Origin of the sequence: Achromobacter xylosoxidans, assembly GCF_001457475.1 — a bacterium.
GTDB classification, from domain to species: domain Bacteria; phylum Pseudomonadota; class Gammaproteobacteria; order Burkholderiales; family Burkholderiaceae_B; genus Achromobacter; species Achromobacter xylosoxidans.
Genome location: NZ_LN831029.1, coordinates 2651883 through 2670533, shown reverse-complemented (window position 1 = coordinate 2670533; position 18651 = coordinate 2651883). Strand labels below are relative to the sequence as shown.

The 18651-nt window shown below is 64.7% G+C and carries 18 protein-coding genes; 5 read left to right on the top strand and 13 right to left on the bottom strand.

Annotated features, from left to right (window positions below; translation table 11 throughout):
- Positions 1-130: 130 nt before the first annotated feature.
- The 12 genes from cheZ to flhD all read right to left on the bottom strand — a co-directional run bounded on the left by cheZ (position 131) and on the right by flhD (position 11017).
- Positions 131-763, bottom strand: a complete 633-nt coding sequence (gene cheZ / locus AT699_RS12015) for a protein phosphatase CheZ (RefSeq protein ID WP_006387518.1) — start codon at positions 761-763, stop codon at positions 131-133.
- A gap of 8 nt (positions 764-771) precedes the next feature.
- Positions 772-1161, bottom strand: coding sequence for a chemotaxis response regulator CheY (cheY, locus tag AT699_RS12010; protein WP_006387517.1), 390 nt, complete (start codon positions 1159-1161; stop codon positions 772-774).
- A gap of 50 nt (positions 1162-1211) precedes the next feature.
- Positions 1212-2270, bottom strand: coding sequence for a protein-glutamate methylesterase/protein-glutamine glutaminase (locus tag AT699_RS12005; RefSeq protein ID WP_006387516.1), 1059 nt, complete (start codon positions 2268-2270; stop codon positions 1212-1214).
- Positions 2271-2315: 45 nt separating this feature from the next.
- Entirely contained in the window at positions 2316-3152 is an 837-nt protein-coding gene (locus tag AT699_RS12000) for a CheR family methyltransferase (RefSeq protein WP_020927331.1), read from the bottom strand.
- A 26-nt stretch (positions 3153-3178) separates the two neighbouring features.
- Positions 3179-4885 (bottom strand): methyl-accepting chemotaxis protein, encoded by a 1707-nt coding sequence (locus AT699_RS11995; protein WP_058207300.1) that lies wholly within the window; start codon positions 4883-4885, stop codon positions 3179-3181.
- Between the two features lie 137 nt (positions 4886-5022).
- Positions 5023-5523: a chemotaxis protein CheW gene (gene cheW / locus AT699_RS11990; protein WP_006387513.1), complete on the bottom strand. Its 501-nt coding sequence runs from the start codon at positions 5521-5523 to the stop codon at positions 5023-5025.
- A 15-nt stretch (positions 5524-5538) separates the two neighbouring features.
- Positions 5539-7680 carry a chemotaxis protein CheA gene (gene cheA / locus AT699_RS11985; RefSeq protein WP_038503359.1) on the bottom strand — a complete coding sequence of 714 codons (2142 nt, stop codon included), beginning with the start codon at positions 7678-7680 and terminating at the stop codon, positions 5539-5541.
- Between the two features lie 29 nt (positions 7681-7709).
- Positions 7710-8090: a response regulator gene (locus AT699_RS11980; RefSeq protein ID WP_006387511.1), complete on the bottom strand. Its 381-nt coding sequence runs from the start codon at positions 8088-8090 to the stop codon at positions 7710-7712.
- Positions 8091-8092: 2 nt separating this feature from the next.
- A complete protein-coding gene (gene motB, locus AT699_RS11975; RefSeq protein WP_006387510.1) occupies positions 8093-9082 on the bottom strand; it encodes a flagellar motor protein MotB in 990 nt (329 codons plus the stop codon).
- A gap of 11 nt (positions 9083-9093) precedes the next feature.
- Positions 9094-9963: a flagellar motor stator protein MotA gene (gene motA, locus AT699_RS11970; protein WP_006387509.1), complete on the bottom strand. Its 870-nt coding sequence runs from the start codon at positions 9961-9963 to the stop codon at positions 9094-9096.
- A 117-nt stretch (positions 9964-10080) separates the two neighbouring features.
- Entirely contained in the window at positions 10081-10662 is a 582-nt protein-coding gene (gene flhC, locus AT699_RS11965; RefSeq protein WP_006387508.1) for a flagellar transcriptional regulator FlhC, read from the bottom strand.
- Between the two features lie 31 nt (positions 10663-10693).
- The gene (flhD, locus tag AT699_RS11960) at positions 10694-11017 is read right to left on the bottom strand and encodes a flagellar transcriptional regulator FlhD (protein ID WP_006219025.1); all 324 of its coding nucleotides are present in this window, start codon (positions 11015-11017) and stop codon (positions 10694-10696) included.
- A 431-nt stretch (positions 11018-11448) separates the two neighbouring features.
- Between flhD and AT699_RS11955 the strand changes: the two genes are divergently transcribed.
- The 5 genes from AT699_RS11955 to AT699_RS11935 all read left to right on the top strand — a co-directional run bounded on the left by AT699_RS11955 (position 11449) and on the right by AT699_RS11935 (position 17537).
- A complete protein-coding gene (locus tag AT699_RS11955) occupies positions 11449-12210 on the top strand; it encodes an RNA polymerase sigma factor FliA (protein ID WP_006387507.1) in 762 nt (253 codons plus the stop codon).
- A gap of 207 nt (positions 12211-12417) precedes the next feature.
- Complete coding sequence (locus tag AT699_RS11950; protein ID WP_024068622.1) at positions 12418-14016, top strand: class I SAM-dependent methyltransferase; 1599 nt, start codon at positions 12418-12420, stop codon at positions 14014-14016.
- A gap of 192 nt (positions 14017-14208) precedes the next feature.
- Positions 14209-15957: a flagellin N-terminal helical domain-containing protein gene (locus AT699_RS11945; RefSeq protein WP_024068621.1), complete on the top strand. Its 1749-nt coding sequence runs from the start codon at positions 14209-14211 to the stop codon at positions 15955-15957.
- 1071 nt (positions 15958-17028) lie between these two features.
- Complete coding sequence (locus AT699_RS32480) at positions 17029-17229, top strand: hypothetical protein (RefSeq protein WP_006387492.1); 201 nt, start codon at positions 17029-17031, stop codon at positions 17227-17229.
- Between the two features lie 113 nt (positions 17230-17342).
- A complete protein-coding gene (locus tag AT699_RS11935) occupies positions 17343-17537 on the top strand; it encodes a putative motility protein (RefSeq protein WP_006387491.1) in 195 nt (64 codons plus the stop codon).
- 127 nt (positions 17538-17664) lie between these two features.
- Here AT699_RS11935 and AT699_RS11930 read toward each other — a convergent pair whose 3' ends face one another.
- Entirely contained in the window at positions 17665-18573 is a 909-nt protein-coding gene (locus AT699_RS11930; RefSeq protein ID WP_006387490.1) for a LysR family transcriptional regulator, read from the bottom strand.
- Positions 18574-18651: the final 78 nt, after the last annotated feature.

The window sequence follows — 18651 nt, the reverse complement described above, 5'->3', positions numbered from 1 at the left end:
TGCTGGGCCCCGATTCTTATTGTTTTGCAGTCTACCCAAGGGCGCCGCTTCGCACCCTTAGGGAATACGTCCATGCCCGGCCTCGCGGCAGTGGCTGGCGGGCCCTGGCGGCCCGCCCTCGCCCGCCGGATCAGAAGCCCAGGCTGGCCAGCAGGTCGTCGACCTGGTCCTGGCTGGTGACCACGTCGGTCTTGCCCTGCGGGCTGACCTGCGGGCCGTTGAGCAGGCTGTTGGCCTCGTCGCGGCGTTCCTGCGGCACGTTGTCCAGCAGCACCTGCAACAGCTCGCGCTCGATCGCGCCGACCACGTCCATCATGCGCATGATGACCTGGCCGGTCAGGTCCTGGAAGTCCTGGGCCATGATGATTTCCATCAGCTTGGACTGGGTCTGCTGCGTCTGCTTGGGCACGTCCTGCAGGAACGCGCGCGTGTCCTTGACCAGTTCACGGGCCTCGGGCAGTTCCAGCGGCTGGTCGTACCATTGCTGCCAGCGGCCATCGAGCGCCTGCGCCGAGCGCGACATGCCGTCCTGGATCGGGCCCGCGGCCTCGGTCGCGTTCAAGACCCGGTTGGCGGCCTGCTCGGTCATCTGCGCCACGTAGCGCAGGCGGTCGCGGGCATCGGGAATCGCGTTGGCGGCGTCCTTGATCGCCTGGTCCAGGCCCAGTTCGCGCATGCTGTCGCGCAGCATGCGCGTCAGCGAGGCGATACGGTGAATCAGGTCGGGCGATTCGGTCGAGTCATCATTCTGCGTCGTGCTCATTGCACACCTCAGCCGCCAATTTTCTCGAAGATCTTGACCAGCTTCTCTTCCAGCGTCGCCGCGGTGAAAGGCTTGACCACGTAACCGTTGGCGCCGGCCTGGGCCGCCGCGACGATGTTCTCCTTCTTGGCCTCGGCCGTCACCATCAGCACCGGCAGCGAGGCCAGGCTGGCGTCGGCGCGGATCTGCTTGAGCATTTCCAGGCCGTCCAGGTTGGGCATGTTCCAGTCGGACACCACGAACTGGAAGCCGCCGTTGCGCAGCTTCTCCAGGCCGATCGCGCCGTCCTCGGCCTCGTCCACGTTCTCGAAACCGAGTTCCTTGAGCAGGTTGCGGATGATCCGCCGCATGGTGGGGAAGTCATCCACCACCAGAATCTTTATGCCCTTGTCTACCATCTTTTACTCCAGAAGAAATTTGCTTGAGATCGATCGGGACCGCATCCGCGTCACACGCGGTGCCCCCGGTCGCCCAGGCGAGTCAGAATGCGCTCACTCATCGCCGACAGCGGCACTACTTCGTCAGCCGCACCGATTGCGATGGCCTCCCGGGGCATGCCGAAGACCACGCAACTGGCTTCATCCTGCGCGATGGTATGGGCGCCGGCGCGGTGCATGGCCAGCATGCCGGCCGCCCCGTCCTTGCCCATCCCGGTCAGGATGACACCGATGGCGTTCTTGCCCGCCGCCACGGCGGCGGAATTGAACAACACGTCCACCGACGGGCGGTGGCGATTGACCGGTTCGCTGGCCTCCAGCTCGATCACGTAGTTGGCGCCGCTGCGCCCCAGGCGCATGTGCGTGTCGCCGCCCGGCGCCAGGTAAACGTGGCCCGGCAGCACGCGTTCGCCATGCACTGCCTCGCGGACGGTGACGGCACAGAGCGCGTCCAGCCGCTGCGCGAACGAACGGGTGAAGCCCGCCGGCATGTGCTGCGTGATGAGAATCGCCGGGCTGTCCGGCGGCAGCGGTTGCAACACCTCGCGGATGGCCTCGGTGCCGCCCGTGGAAGCACCCACGATCACCAGCTTTTCCGAGCTGGACAGCGGGCGGCGCAACATCGGCGCGGGCGCCGCGGCCGGCGCGTGCGGGCTGGGCGCGCGCAGCTTGGCGCGCGAGGCCGCGCGGATCTTGTCGGCGATGATCTCGGTGTATTCGAGCAGGCCGTCGCGGATGCCCAGCTTGGGCTTGGTCACGAAGTCGATGGCGCCCAGTTCCAGCGCGCGCAGCGTGATTTCGCCGCCGCGCTCGGTCAGCGACGACACCATCACCACCGGCATCGGCCGCAGGCGCATCAGCTTTTCGAGGAAATCCAGCCCGTCCATGCGGGGCATTTCCACGTCCAGCGTCAGCACGTCGGGATTGTGCTTCTTGATCAACTCGCGCGCCACCAGGGGGTCGGGCGCGGTCGCAACCACTTCCATATCGGGCTGGCTGTTGATGATCTCGGTCATCAGTCCGCGCACGAGCGCGGAATCATCCACACATAAGACTCTGATTTTCTGCATTTTTTACCGCCTAAGTCTGGCCGCAAGCTCGCCGCAGGGGCGCGCCTAGGCCTTACCTGCGCATTCGTAGACTGTCTGCCCGCGCAGACGGAAATCCCGACTGATATAGGTGAAGTTCTCGGAATGGCCCGCAAACAGCAGCCCGCCCGGCTTGAGCAACGGCACGAACCGCTCGAGGATCTTCGCCTGGGTCGGCTTGTCGAAATAAATCATGACGTTGCGGCAGAAGATCACGTCGAACTTCTCGCTGATCGGCCAGGACGGCGCCAGCAGGTTCAACGTTTCATACCGCACCATGTCGGCAATCTCGGGGCGCACCCTGACCTGCCCGGCATTGGCGCCGCGGCCCTTCAGGAAGAAGCGCTTGAGCCGGCTTTCCTCCATCTTGGCCACGCGTTCGGCCGGATAGACGGCGGTGCGCGCCCGGTTCAGCACATTGGTGTCGATGTCGGTCGCCAGCACCGAGCAGGCGCTGGCCCGCGGTCCCAGCGCTTCGGCCAGCGTGATGGCGATGGAGTACGGCTCTTCGCCCGTCGAAGCGGCGCAGCACCACACCGACACCGGACCGCCGCGCTTCTGCGCGAAATCGGCCAGGATCGGAAAGTGATGCGACTCGCGGAAAAACGCTGTCAGGTTGGTCGTCAGGGCGTTGACGAAATCTTCCCATTCAGCCGCGTCGGGCTCGTTTTCGAGCTGGTCCAGGTAGCTGCCGAAGTCCTGCCGCCCCAGCGCGCGCAGGCGCCGCGCCAGGCGGCTGTAGACCATTTCCCGCTTGTGCGCGCCCAGCGAAATGCCGGCGCGCGCGTGGATCATCTTGCGGACGCGGGTGAAGTCCGCATCCCGGAAATCGAATTGGCGGTCCACCGGAATGGACGGCGCCATGTTTGCCGCTGTTGCCACCGCCGCCCTCAGTGTCCAAGGGCAAGCGCGTCAGGCGCTTGCAGCCGCGAGTCATCGGCGGCGGAGGATCGGCCCGAGGCTAGGCGCTGGGCCGGCACCTCGATGACTTCACCGGCGTTGATCTTGAACACGGCCACGGCTTCGGCCAGGCGCTGCGCCTGTTCCTGCAGCGAACCGGCCGCGGCCGCCGCTTCTTCCACCAGCGCCGCGTTCTGCTGCGTCACTTCGTCCATCTGCGACACCGCGCGGTTCACCTGGTCGATGCCGCTCGATTGCTCCTCGGACGCCGCCGAGATCTCGCCCATGATGTCCGTCACACGCTTGACCGATGCCACGATCTCCTGCATCGTCGCGCCCGCGCGCTCGACCTGTTGCGAACCGGCGCCCACCTTGCTCACCGAGTCCTCGATCAGGCCCTTGATCTCCTTGGCCGCCTGCGCGCTGCGCTGCGCCAGCGAGCGCACTTCGCCCGCCACCACCGCGAAGCCCTTGCCCTGCTCGCCGGCGCGGGCCGCTTCCACCGCCGCGTTCAGCGCCAGGATGTTGGTCTGGAACGCGATGCCGTCGATCACCGACACGATTTCCGAGATCTTGCGCGAGCTGGCCGAGATGCCCTGCATCGTGTTGACCACCTCGGCCACCGCCGAACCGCCGCGCTCGGCAACGTCCGACGCGCTGGCCGCCAGCTGGTTCGCCTGGCGCGCGTTGTCGGCGTTCTGCTTGACCGTCGAGGCCAGCTCTTCCATCGAAGCCGCGGTTTCCTCCAGCGAGGCCGCCTGCTGCTCGGTGCGGCTGGACAGGTCGGTGTTGCCGGCCGCGATCTCGTGCGAACCGGTATTGATTTCGTCAACGCCGCGGCGCACCGAAGAAACCGTGCGCGTCAGGCTTTCCTGCATGCGCTTGAGGGCCGCGAACAACTGGCCGATCTCGTTGGTGTTGCGAACCTCGACACGGGCGGTCAGGTCGCCGCCGGCAATGCGGTCGAAATGATGGCCGGCGTCCTTGAGCGGCTGCAACACGCGGCGGCGCAGGAACACGTAGGTGGCGAAAACCAGCAACGCGGCGATCACGCCGCCCGCCCCGACCGCCATCAACACGAACTGGTAGCGCACCTGGGCCACTTCGAAAGCGTCCAGCATCTTGCTGGCGCGCCAGAAATCGAAACCTTCGACGGCGCGGGCGAAACGCCCTTCGAGCGCGTCCTGCACCTTCTGCACCTGCGTCTGGTAGGCCGGCATGTCGGCCTTTTCCAGCGCCGCCGTCAGCGGCAACAGGCCTTGCTGGACCAGCGCGCCGTAGGACTCCTCGACTTCCTTGAGCGAGTCGGCCGCCTCGGCCGGCTTGGGCAAGGTCTTGAAATAATCGAACTCGGCCTGGCCCTTGTTCTGCGACGCCTTGGCCCGCTCGAGCAGCCCGGCGGCCTCGCTCGACAGGCCCTGGGTCAGCAGCGTCGGCTGGCCGACGCTGCGCACGATATCGGCGTAGTTGGCCGACGCCGCGCGCCCCAGCCCGTTCAGGCTGTCCTTGTAGCTGGACACGACGCGGCCGAGCGCGTCGTTCAGTTCTTGCGATTGCTTGATTTCCGCCAGTGTCGTGTTGCTGATACGCAACGACAGCACGCCCAGCGCCGCTCCAATCACCAACATGAATGAGAAGAACGCCAGCACCCACAACAGGCTGCTGCGTATCGTCATGTTCGCGAAAAACTTGCGCATCACAAGCACCACTCCAGACAGAAATCGTTAACAAAAGCGCCATATCGAATCCAATATGGCGCGCCCATCTTCCTGGGGTGCGCAGCCGCCATGGCCTCTCGCCTGGCCGGCCGCGCGCCCGGACCCCGCAGCTCCGATCAGGAGGCGACCTTCTCCACCAGGGCCATTTCATCGCTGGTCATCATCTTTTCGATGTCGACCAGGATCAGCATGCGTTCGTCGACCGTGCCCAGCCCGGTCAGGTATTCGGTGGACAGGGTGGCACCGAACTCCGGCGCCGGACGGATCTGGCCGGCGTTGAGCATCAGCACGTCAGACACGCCGTCGACCACGATGCCGACCACGCGGCGATCGAGGTTGAGGATGATGACGACGGTCTGCTCGTTGTATTCGACGCTGCCCAGGTTGAACTTGATGCGCAGGTCCACGATCGGCACGATGATGCCGCGCAGGTTGGTCACGCCCTTGATGAACGGCGGAACATTGGCGATACGGGTCACCGTGTCGGCGTCGTAGCCGCGGATTTCCTGCACCTTCAGGATGTCGATGCCGTACTCTTCATCGCCCAGCGTGAACACCAGGAACTCGTTGCCGACATCTTCATTGCGCGCGGCTTGCGCTTGCGGTTTGGCTGCCATGGGGCTATTTCTCCATCAATTCAGAATGGCTTCGGGCTGCGACCAACGCTCGCGGTTGGCGCGCGCAAGCGCAAATACGTCGACGATCAGCGCCACGCTGCCATCGCCCAGGATGGTGGCGGCGGAGATGCCGGGGACCTTGCGGTAATTCGACTCGAGATTCTTGACCACCACCTGGTGCTGACCAATCAGGTGATCCACCAATAGTGCAAAGCGGCGGTCCTCGGCCTGCATGATGACGGCAATGGCCTGCGTGGGATCGGTCTGCGCATCGCTGACCGAGAACACGCGATGCATTTCCACCAGCGGCAGGTATTCGCCGCGCACGTGCATGACGCGCTCGTTGCCGGCCACCGAGTAGATCTGGTCGTTGGTCGGCTGCAGCGATTCGGTCACGTGGTTCAGGGGCAGGATGAAGGTTTCCTCGCCCACCCGCACCGACATGCCGTCCAGGATCGCCAGCGTCAGCGGCAGCACGATGCGCGTGGTGGTGCCATTGCCCGGCTCGCACGAGAGCTGCACGTGGCCGCCCATGTCCTGGATGTTCCGGCGCACCACGTCCATGCCGACACCGCGGCCGGAAATGTCGGTGACCTTTTCAGCCGTGGAGAAGCCCGGCGCGAAGATCAGCTGCCAGATTTCGTCGTCGGGGGAATTCTCGTTGACCGGCAAGCCCTGGGCCATGGCCTTCTTGAGGATCTTCTCGCGGTTCAGGCCGGCGCCGTCGTCACTGACCTCGATCACGATGTTGCCGCCGTTGTGCTGGGCCGACAGCACCAGTTGGCCGACCGGGTCCTTGCCGGCAGCGACACGCTTCTCGGGCGTCTCGATACCGTGGTCCAGGCTGTTGCGCACCAGGTGCGTCAACGGGTCGATGATGCGTTCGATCAGGCTCTTGTCCAGTTCGGTGGCGCGGCCGTAGGTCTGCAGTTCGATCTGCTTGCCCATCTTGCCGGCGATGTCGCGCACCAGGCGGGGGAAGCGGCTGAACACGTAGTCCATGGGCATCATGCGGATGGACATGACGGCTTCCTGCAGGTCGCGCGCGTTGCGCTCGAGCTGCTCCATGCCGTTGAGCAGGCGGTCGTGCAGCACCGGATCCAGCGTCGACGCGGTCTGCGCCAGCATGGCCTGGGTGATGACCAGCTCGCCCACCAGGTTGATGACCTGGTCGACCTTTTCCACGCCCACGCGGATCGAGGTGGACTCCTTGTCGGCGTGGGCCGGTGCGGCGGCGGCGCGGCTGGTGCGCGCGGCCTGCGAGATGGCCTCGGCGGCGGCGGCGGACTCGGCCACGGCGGGCGCGGCCGCGACCGGCGCGGCCTCGGGTGCCGCGGCGACCGGCGCAGCGGCCACGGCGGGCGCCGCCGCGGCAGGTTCGTCCGCGGCGGCCGGAGGCGCTTCGCGCGCAATGCTGAGCTGGTCGGCGTCGACGATGAAGCAGCAGACGGCCTCGATGTCATCCGGGGTGCAGGTGCTGTCGACCCAGACGGTCAGCACGCCGTTGGCGCGCTCGCTGGCCTTGACCTGCCCCAGGTTGCCCATTTCCTCGAGCAGCGAGGCTGCGTCCTTGTCGGACACCTTGGTGATGCGCACGCGCAGCGGCAGGCCGGCGGTGTCGGCGGACTCGGCCACCGGAGCTGCCTCGGCCACGGGCGCGGGCACCGCCACCGGCTCGGGTTCGGGCGCGACCTGCGCCACCGGAGCAGGCGCGGGGGTGGGGGCCGGCGCCGGCGCGGACGCCGCGGCGGGGTCCTTGTGCTCCAGGGCGAGCTGTCTCAACACCGCGCAGATACGCTCAAACACGGCTTCATCGGGCTCTTCGGAGGCCCGGTAGGCATCCAGTTGGCTTTTGAGCACGTCTTTCGTTTCCAAGAAAATATCAATCATGTCCGTGCGCAGCGCCATTTCGCCGCGACGGATCGCATCCAGCAGGTTTTCAAGCAGGTGGGTGGTGCCCGCCAGCTGGTTGAAACAGCCGAACGTCGCCGCGCCGCCCTTGATGGAGTGCGCCGCGCGGAAGATGGCATTGAGCTGTTCGATGTCGGGCGCGCCCACGTCGAGCTCGAGCAGAAGCTGCTCCATTTGCGCGAGCAGCTCGTCCGCCTCGTCGAAAAAGGTCTCGTAAAACTGACTGAGGTCCAATCCAGAACTCATGACCCGTACGCCTTCATAAATGAACTCGCCTATGCGCCGGACTGCTCGTCGAGCAGTTCAGACGCCAATTCCACCAGCACATCGGGATCCACCGGCTTCGAGAGCCAGCCGCATACGCCCAGATCCCGCGCGGCCATCTTGCTGTCCACGTCGTCCTCGGTGGTCAACACCAGCACCGGCACATCCAGGTACTGTTCCTGTTCGCGCAGGCCCTGGATCAGCTGCAGTCCGCCCATCACGGGCATGTTCCAGTCGCTCACCACCAGGTCGACCGGATGGCTTTTCGCCACCTCCAGCGCCTCCTGGCCGTTGCCGGCCGTCAACACCTTCCATCCCGCGCCCGTCAGCGTGGCCTGGACGATCATTCGCATCGTCGCCGAGTCGTCCGCCACCAAAATCGTTGCCGCCATTGCTATCGAGCCCCTTCGGCCGCCGGCGTCGCCGCCGGTTCGCCTTGCTTGGTTGCCGTCGTGGCCTGGGCGGCGGCATTCACCGCCTCCACGGCCGTCCCAACCTCGCGGGCATCCTTGGCGCTGACGTCCGCGGCCGCGGCGTTCTCGTTTTCGATGCGCCGCTGGGTGCTCTGATTGAGCACCACCAGGCTGATACGTCTATTAACGGCCGCATACGGATCATCTTTAACCAGGCTCATGCTCGATGACAGGCCCTGGATGCGCATGACCTTGCTTTCGTTCATGCCGCCGGCCACCAGTTCCTGGCGCGAGGCATTGGCACGATCGGCCGAGAGTTCCCAGTTGCTGTAGGCGCGTTCGCCGCGCGCATACTGCGACGCGTCGGTGTGGCCCGAGATGCTGACCTTGTTGGGCAGCTCGTTCAGAACCGGCCCCAATTCCCGCAGGATGTCGCGCATGTACGGCTGCACTTCGGCGCGGCCGGTGGCGAACATGGGGCGGTTCTGGTTGTCGATGATCTGGATCCGCAGGCCTTCGGTGGTCATGTCGATCAGCAATTGGGGCCGGAAGCTTTTCAGCACCGGGCTGTTCTCGATGACGTTTTCCAGCCGCTTCTTGAGGTTTTCCAGCCGATGCTGGTCGCGCCGCTCGGCATCGCCCTTGGGCTGGGCCTCGACCCGGTTGCCCTGGGCGCGGCGCTCGTCGCCGTCGTTGCGCAGGGGGTCGCGCCCGCCGCCGGGAACCGCGCTGGTCTCGGCCGAACTGCTGGGGCCGCCGGTCAGCGCCACGCGCAGGGGCATGCGGAAGTACTCGGCAATGCCCTTCAGTTCCTCGCGCGGCACGATGCTGATCAGCCACATCACCAGGAAGAACGCCATCATCGCCGTGATGAAGTCGGCGTAGGCAATCTTCCAGCTGCCGCCGTGGTGCCCGCCGCCGTGGACCTTCTTGCGGCGGATCACCACACGGTGGTTGTTTACCGTGCTCATGGCCCGCTCCGTCAGGCCTTGGCGGTGGACTTGGTCTGCCGGACGTGTTCTTCCAGCTCACCGAAAGTCGGACGCACCGACGAGTACAGCACCTTGCGGCCGAATTCCACCGCCAGCTGGGGCGGATAGCCGTTCATGCTGGCCAGCAGCGTGGTCTTGATGCATTCCAGCACCTTCATGGCCTCGTCGGTGCGGCGCTCGATGCGCGAGGCCAGCGGGCCGACGAAGCCGTAGGCCAGCAGGATGCCCAGGAAGGTGCCGACCATGGCCTTGGAGATCAGGTCGCCGAGAATCGCGGGCGGCTGGTCCACGGCGGCCAGCGCCTTGATCACGCCCAGCACCGCGGCCACGATACCGAACGCGGGCAGGCCGTCGGCCATCTGCCGGATCATGCTGGCAGGCACTTCACGTTCGTGGCGGTAGGTTTCGATTTCCTCGTCCATGAGCGTTTCGATCTCGAACGAGCTCATGTTGCCGCTGATCATGATGCGCAGGTAGTCCGTGATGAACTCCATGAGCTTCTCGTCCTTGGCGATGCGCGGATACTCGCTGAAGATCGGACTGGAGGCCGGATCCTCGATGTGCGATTCGATCGCCATCAGGCCTTCGCGGCGCGCCTTGTTCAGCAACACGTACAGGAGCGCCATGAGCTCCATATAGACGTCCTTGCCGTAGCGCGAGCTTTTCAGCGTGTCGGGCAGTGCCTTCTTGACGAGCATCAGCGATTTCTTGCTGTTGCCGGCCAGGAAGGCGCCGAAGGCCGCGCCGAAGATCAGCGTCAACTCGAACGGCTGGTAGAGCGCGCCCATGTGGCCGCCCAGCGCTACGAAGCTGCCGATGACCGACACGATCACCACTAGAAAACCGATAACAATCAACACATCAGGCCCCTGCCAACGAAGTCTAAAACCGGCGTCAATGATCCCCTGTTCCCCCCGTCCCAAAAAGGCGGGTTACGGGGAGTTTTCCAGGGCTTTTGATGTATTTGGACGCGCCGCTCAGGAACGGGCGGCGTCTACGGCTGGCACGGATCGGCTGCCCGCGCGCGCCTTGGCGGCGGCGCGGGTCTTGCCGGCCCGGGGTGGCGGACGGCAGATCGCGCACACGAAATCCGACTGGGGATCATGCGCATGCGCGATGAAATGCCCGCCGCACTGGCGGCAGGCGGAAAGTTGCAGCATGCCGCTGTCGAAAAACCGCACCAGCATCCAGGCGCGGGTGAAACTGAGCACCGGCTCGGCCGATTCGGCGTTGTCGACGCCGGCGTTCTCGAGATACAAGCGGTAGGCGTCGATGATGGCGCGGATACCCTTGCTGCTGGTACGCGCGTTCAGGAACGAATACACGTTGTAGAACAACGACGAATGAATGTTCGGCAACCAGGTCATGAACCAGTCGACCGAAAAAGGCAGCATGCCCTTCGGTGGCGAGCAGCCGCGGATTTCGCGGTAGAGACGGGCCAGGCGGTCATGGCTGAGGCTGGTTTCCGCCTCCAGCACCTGCAGCCGCGCGCCCAGGGTGATCATGGAGCTGGCTAGCAGGATGTCATCCGCTTCCTGCGAAACGCTCTTGGTGGCCATTGCACGTATCCGAGTGGGAGTCGACCGGCCGTCAGGCCAGTTCTTCAACAGGTTGCTTGGCCAGCAGGATCGTCGCGTGCGCTTGCTGCAGCGCACCACCCAGCACGTCGTGCGTCAGGGCAGACAGCAGGCTGTAGTCATCGAAACGGAAGCGGCACAGGAGCGAGCTGGAGCTGGCCAGCTTCACCAGCTGGGCCGGAGAAAGACGCATCAGGATATCGGCAACCTCGTTGCTGAAACCCAGGCGGAACATCGATGCAGCATAGTCATCGCGCAGCATGCGCTGCGCGAGAAGTAGATAGGACAGATTCACTTCACGGATATCTGCCAGCAAAGAATTTTCGACTTGTTGCACGCCCGACTCCCTATTCCCTATCCCACCGAAGGGGCTTGATAACCAAAAGCATTTGGCAACATCTGTTGCACCCTGCCCGCTGCATCCTGTTTTAATGCGAAATGTACCATTTGTTCGCAATTTAAGTAAAATTTACCACAGGTCATGTCATTTTCTATGACTTATATGACAAATCTTTGTTGATATTGCGCAACTTGAGACTTTAGATACACCTTGACATAGAAAGTCCTCACAAATGTACGTCAATTTGGCAAATAAGCATTCAAAACGTTGCGTGCTTTAAGGAATGAAATACCGTCTTTTACCGACAATGACACCTTGCCGATGACAGAATCTTGCTAGCTTTAGCGCAGCCGCGCGTTTGTCGACAATGTCGCAAATTGACAACAACCGACAATGCGTCACGATGGACACCGCCTGACACTCCCGCAATGCCCCACGCAGATGACAGCTTGGTCGAATATGCCCCGCTAGTGCGGAAGCTGGCCCTGCAATTGCTCGCCCGGCTGCCCGCCAGCGTCGAACTGGACGACCTGATCCAGGCCGGCATGATCGGCCTGCTGGACGCCGTGCGGCGTTACCAGGAAACGGCCGACGCGCAGTTCGAGACCTACGCCACCACCCGCATCCGCGGCGCCATGCTCGATGAGCTGCGCGGCCAGGATTGGCTGCCGCGCAGCGTGCGCGCCAAGGCCCGCAAGATCGAACAGGCCATCCAGTCGCTGGAACAGCGACTGATGCGCGCGCCCACGGAAGCCGAGATCGCCCAGCAGATGGAGATCCCGCTGAACGAATATCAGACGCTTCTGCACGACGCGCAGGGTGTGCAGATCGTCCACTACGAGGATTTCGCGACCGAACCCGATACGGGCTCGGGCTCCGGCCAGTCCGACTGGACCGCCACGCTGAACCACGGCGCGGCCAGCGGCAATCCGCTCGATTCCCTGCTGGCCGGTGATTTCCGCCAGGCGCTGATCCACGCCATCGACTCGCTGCCCGACCGCGAGAAGCTGTTGTTGTCGTTGTGCTACGAGCAAGGCCTGAACCTGAAGGAAATCGGCGCGATCATGAACGTGACCGAGGCCCGCGTCTGCCAGCTGCGCTCGCAGGCCACCGCCCGCATCCGCGCCAAGCTGCGCGAACAGGCCTGGCAGGACCTGCCCCAGGAAGGGCAGATCGCGCAGATCATCTGAAGCCGCGCACGTTCGTGCCGCCGTGGCCCGCACAAATCCGGGACCAGTCTGGGTCGGCCTCCGACCTGCCGAAACCCGGGCTCTTTCCGCCCTTTTTCAAGCCTTCCGCATCCACCATCGGCTGATAGGCTGTCGCCTGCACAATGCCTTTGCCTACGCGCGCGACCAAGCGGCCAAAGTTGCGGCCGCCTCGACACGGACTCCAAGATGACCGAACCCGATCTGTTGAACCAGGCGATTTCCAACGCCTACGACGAAACGCCCTATGTTTCAAACGCCATCTCCCATAGCGCGCCAGGCCAACTGCGGGCGGTAGCCCATCTGTTCGGACACGCGGCGCCGCCGCTCAATCAGGCGCGCGTCCTGGAAATCGGATGCGCGGCGGGCGGCAATCTCCTGCCTTTCGCGGCTGCCCACCCCGACGCAAAAATCGTCGGCGTGGACCTATCCTCGGCACAGGTGTCGGAAGGCCGCCAGGTCATCGAGCGGCTCGGGCTGCGCAATATCGAGTTGCTCGCCATGAGCCTGACAGACATCACCCCGGATTTCGGCCAGTTCGACTACATCATCACGCACGGCGTCTACAGTTGGATTCCCGCGGAGGTTCGCGAGGGGCTCATGCGAGTCTGCCGCGAGAATCTGGCGCCGGCCGGCGTAGCGTATATCAGCTACAACACTTATCCCGGTTGGAAAGTCTCGGAGGTGGTGCGCGACGCGCTCGTGCTGGGCACGTTCGGCGCCAGCACCAGCGCAGAAAAGCTGACCAAAGCGCGGGAAATACTCTCCATGCTGGAGCACGGCACAGCTGAATCCAATGCGCAAGCGATTGCGATACGCCACCTTGCCCAACATTTGCGCTCACAACCCAACCATTATCTACAGCACGAGTACCTGGAAGCGGTAAATTCGCCCTGCTACTTCCTGGAGTTCGTTGCCCAGGCACAGCAACACCGCCTGGCCTATCTGGCTGATGCAATGCCGGAAACGTCGATATCGACCAACTACGGCAACCACGTTGCCGCGCACCATCAACAGGTATCGCAAGGGTTCGACCGTGCTGTGCGCGAGCAATTTCTGGATATCGCGATCGGGCGCCAATTCCGACGCAGCCTGCTTGTCCATGCCGACCAAGCGGCCAACGCGCTGGAACAACCCGAAGCCAGTGGATTTGCCGATATGCATTTCACGGCGCTACTGGACCTGGCGCCCCCGGACGCCGCGGACTCGCCCCCGGGCGAACACCGTTATCAAGGACGCACGGGAAAAACCTTGACGACGTCCGATCCAGGACTCATCGCACTGGTCGACCGTCTGCGCCTGGCGTGGCCGGCCACCGTTCCTTTTTCCGAATTACGCAGCCTCGTCCGCCCCCATGCCACCGGACTCAGCGAAGAAGAACTGGACACGACCATATATGTGCACCTGGTGACGCTGCTCAATATGGGCGCCTTGCAGTATCGGCTGGAGCCGGCTCCGTACCAGGACAGGATATCCGCCAAGCCCCGGCTCATCCCCGGCCTGGCCTCCCTGCTTGCGACGCAGCAGACGCAAGTTGGCGCGTACAACCTGTGGCACCAGACATTGAATCCACCCACCGACGAAATCATCAAGTTCGTCATGGACCGGCTGGACGGCAAGCAGACCCTGGTCGCGCTGCGCAATCAGTTGCGTACCGCGCTGGCCGCCAACAAGCTGCGGCACCCCAGCGGCCAATCCGTGAAGAACGCGACCAATCTGGACGCGATCGCCCAGGATCTGCTCAAGCAAGTCCTGGCCAATCTGCAAAAGATGGCGGTGCTGCACTGACGATTGAGGCCTCTTCAGACTCGGCCCCCAAAAAATTTGAGAATTCTTGAGTTTTGCCCTAAAGAACGATCCTGGGGCGCCGTAATCCTGGCAACGGAAGAACTATCGCACCAAAAATGCGTATTCCCGTTACACAGTTGGGCGGCCTAGCTGCCCGGTTTGAAGAAGCCTTTCTCTCTTGGGAGCCTAAACATGGCTGCAGTCATCAACACCAACTACTTGTCGCTGGTTGCCCAGAACAACCTGAACAAGTCCCAGTCCGCCCTGGGTACCGCCATCGAACGCCTGTCGTCGGGCCTGCGCATCAACAGCGCCAAGGACGACGCCGCCGGCATGGCCATTGCCAACCGCTTCACCGCGAACGTCAAGGGCCTGACCCAAGCCGCCCGTAACGCCAACGACGGCATCTCGCTGGCCCAGACGACGGAAGGCGCCGCCTCCGAAGTCAACACCCACCTGCAGCGTGTCCGCGAACTGGCCGTGCAGGCCGGCAACGGCAGCTACTCGCAAGAGCAGCTGGATTCGATGCAAGACGAAATCAACCAGCGTCTGGCCGACATCGACCGTATCTCGCAACAAACCGACTTCAACGGCGTGAAGGTCCTGTCGGGTTCGGCCAAGCCGCTGACCCTGCAAGTCGGCGCCAACGACGGTGAAACCATCACCCTGAACCTGACCGAAATCAGCGTCAAGACGCTGGGCCTGGACGGCTTCAACGTCAACGGCAAGGGCGTTGTGCAGAACCGCGCCGCCAACGTCAACGACCTGACCGGCCCGAACGTCGGCGCTGTGCCTGGCCAGCCCAACCAATACGACGTCACCACCAAGAACACCAGCGCTTCGGCCGCTGATGTGCTGGGCAAGCTGAGCGACGGCAACACCGTTTCGGTCCAGGGAGCCACTGCGACCACCGTCTACAAGTACGATGCCGCCGCCGGCAACTTCACCTACAACAAGGTGGATACGGGCGCCAACGTCGCCACGGCGATCACAAGCAAGATCGGCTCCACGCCGGCCACCGCCACGTACAAGAACAATACGCAGGAAGTCAGCATCCAGATCGCCTCCGACGGCAAGATTTCCGATGCCAATGGCAATGCGCTGTACTACGACACCGCCGGCAACCTGTCGACCACCGACAACGGCGGTAACTGGAACCAGGCGACCGTAGCCAACCTGACGGGCTTCATGGGCACCGCCGGCACCGCTGCGGGTGTCCAACTGACCGTCAACGGCACGACGTACAAGAGCCAAGCGACCGGTACCGCGGACATCTCGTTCCAGACGACCGCCACCACCGCCGAAGTGCTCAGCGCCATCGACGGCCTGGGCGCGACCAAGACCGCCACCATCACCATGGGTTCGGGTGTGTTGTCCGCAACCGTCGTGGTGGACGAAAACGGCCTGGTGCAGCAAGGTGGCCAGAACCTGTACGTCAACGACAAGCAGGAACTGTCGACCACGTCCAAGACGGTTCAACGCTTCGAATTCGACCAGATCTCGGGCAAGATCCAGGCCATCGCGGGCGGCAACACGTACACCAAGGCTGGCGCCGCCGCGGACGTCGCCACCGGCGTCGATCCCAACGCCGACAGCATTGGCAAGCAGCTGTTCATCAACAGCGCCGGCAAGATGACGTTCGAAACCACCAGCAAGGGCGACAAGACCACCGACCCGCTCAAGACGCTGGACTCGGCCTTCACCAAGCTGGACAAGCTGACGGGCGAACTGGGTGCTGTGCAGAACCGCCTGGAATCGACCATCGCCAACCTGAACAACGTCGTGAACAACCTGTCGTCGGCCCGCTCGCGTATTCAAGACGCGGACTACGCCACGGAAGTGTCGAACATGTCGAAGGCTCAGATCCTGCAACAGGCTGGCACTTCGGTTCTGGCGCAAGCCAACCAAGTGCCGCAAACCGTTCTGTCGCTGCTGCGTTAATCACGCCGCAACGCCTGACGGTTGGGCAACGCGGGCCGCAAGGCACGCCCTGCCCGCCTCCCGCGCCGGGTGCCTCGCACCCGGCCGCACAACAAGCCGGCGCAAGCCGGCTTGTTTGCATTTACGCCTCCCCAAGGTCCCGCCCCAAGGCCGGCGGCAACGCGCCATCGGGCCGCGGTTTGCACGCTTTCGGCGCCTCATTCCCCGCACCTCCTTCGTTCCCGGCCGCGCTTGCGCCGTTGCGCGCGCGTGGACTGCCGCTGCGCACCGGGCCCACGAATCGCCCGGGCTTCCAAGCGATCGTGGAAGGTGGCTTTTTGCCACCTTCTCGCTTTTTTGAGACACGCCGCGGGCCTTCATAATTGCCCTCGCACGCTTTTGTATCTATATTTTTCGTAATATGACCACCACGCCTCCCGATCCACTCGCTACGCGGCATGACGGCACCACGGATCAAGACGACCAGGCGCCGGTGGACCCCCACACCCAGCGCCTGCGCGAAGAAAACCGCGCCTTGCGCGAACTGCTGGCCGCGCAGGTCCAGGCTTCGATCCCGCGCCGTCCCGGCCCGCTCAAGCGGCTGGGCTGGTGGCTGATCAGCGCGCCCGGCGCCGCCCTGGTCGGCTGGCGCAGCCTGCTGGGGCGTGAAGACGCCACGCCGATCACCGGCAAACGGGTGGGCTACGCCACGCTGACGGTGCTCTACACCCTGGCGATCTATGGCGCCCTGGTGCTGTTGGTGGTTTCCTGGAGCACGCCCGATGCCGGGCGCACGGGCGCATCCGCCGCCGGTCCGGTGCGCGTACCCCTGGGCGCGCCGCCGGGCGTGGGACCGGAGGCCGCCCGGCCGTCGGACCCGCGCTCGCCCGCGGCTCCGATTGCGCCGCGCACCGCCGATGCGCCCCCGCCGCAGCCGGGCGCCACGGACAGCGTCCCCCTTCCGCCGCGCCGTCGCCTGACGACGCCGCGCCGACGCCGCACACCCAGGGCCAGTCCGCCGCGAGCGCGGCGCCCGCCGCAGCCGCCATCCCGGCCCGCGAAGGCGCCGCTCCACACGCGGACAGCCCCGCCATGCCCAAGCCCACGTTGCGCATCACCGAGATCCCCGCCGAGAATCCGCATGCCTGGGTCGACAACCTGAAAGCCGAACTGGCGCGCTGCGCCACGCTGGGTTTTTTCGAACGCCCCGATTGCGCCTGGGCGGCGCGCAAGCTGTATTGCGGCCCGAACCAGGGCTGGGGCGCCGTCAAGGAGTGCCCGGCCCAACCCTGACCCTGCGCAATCTTCGTCCGAGAATTTCACCGCGAGACGTTGAAGTACGCAATAATCACGCATAATCCATCTGTCCCGGACGCCGTCCGGCAAGCCTCACAGGACTCCCCACCATGGATCTTTCCGTCAGCAACACCGTGAACACCGGCCTGGCCATGCGTGATGCGCAGCTGATGCAGGAAGTCCAGGCCCGCGTCACCAAGAAAGCCATCAACGCCCAGGCCGACACGGTCGCCACGCTGATGCAGTCCCTGCCGGTCGTCGCCATCGACGGCAAGATCGGCACCCGCATCAATACCCAGGCATAAATCGCCCTGGCGCGCGGCAACGATTGCCGCGCTCCCTTCGCTTTGGCGCGCCCTCTTCGTGCGCAACCCTTTCGCGCCGCCCTTTCGCGCCCCCTTTCGCCTCCCCTGTCAGCCCCGGCTCACGCCGTCAGGCCTCCAGGTGCCTGCGCATCAATTCCTCGAACCACTCCAGGAACACCGCCAACCGGCGCGAACGCTGCCGCCGGTGCGGATACAGCAATGCCACCGGCATGGGCGCGGCGCGATGCGCCGGCATGACTTCCACCAGTTCGCCCGCTTCCAGCAGGTCCTGCACGTCGAAGCGCGGAATCTGGATCAGCCCCAGGCCCGCCAGGCAGCAGGCGATATAGCTTTCGGCGTTGTTCACCACCACCCGGCTGGGCACCGCGATGAGCCGGCGGCCGCCGTCGTCGGCCACCACCTCCCAGGGTAGTTCGCGCCCCGTGGTGGGCGAGGCGTAGCCCACCATCCAATGCCCCGCCGGCAATTCGTCCGGCGCATGGGGCACGCCCTGGTCGCGCAGATAGGCGGGACTGGCGCAATTGACCAGGCCGATATTGCCCAGCGGCCGCGACACCAAGCTGCTGTCGTGCAGCGCGCCGACGCGCACCGCGCAGTCGACGCCTTCCTGGATCAGGTCGATGGCGCGGTCGCTGGACCCCAGCGCCAGTTGCAATCGGGGGTGGCGCCGCAGCAGGCCCGGCAGCGCCGGCGCCACCAGGCGGCGCGCGATGCGGCTGGGCACGTCGACGTTGAGCCGGCCGGACACCTGGCGCTGGCTTTGCTGGAACAGGTGGTCGATGTCCTCGACTTCGGACAGCAGCGGCCGCAAGCGCTCCAGCAACTGGGCGCCATCGGCGGTCAGGCGCACCTGGCGCGTGGTCCGGTGCAGCAGTCGCGCGCCCAGTTGCGCTTCCAGCTGCTGGACGGCGGCCGAGACGGAAGCGCGCGGCAGCTCCAGCGCGTTGGCGGCCTTGATGAAACTGCCCATCTCCGCCACTTGCGCGAAGACGCGATACTGTTCGAACCTGTCCATGCTCCCCCGGTTTGCGGCAGTGCCGGCGGCACCCCGCCGCCCGTGACAGCATAGCCGCTCCGGCAGCCGTCGCGGGCA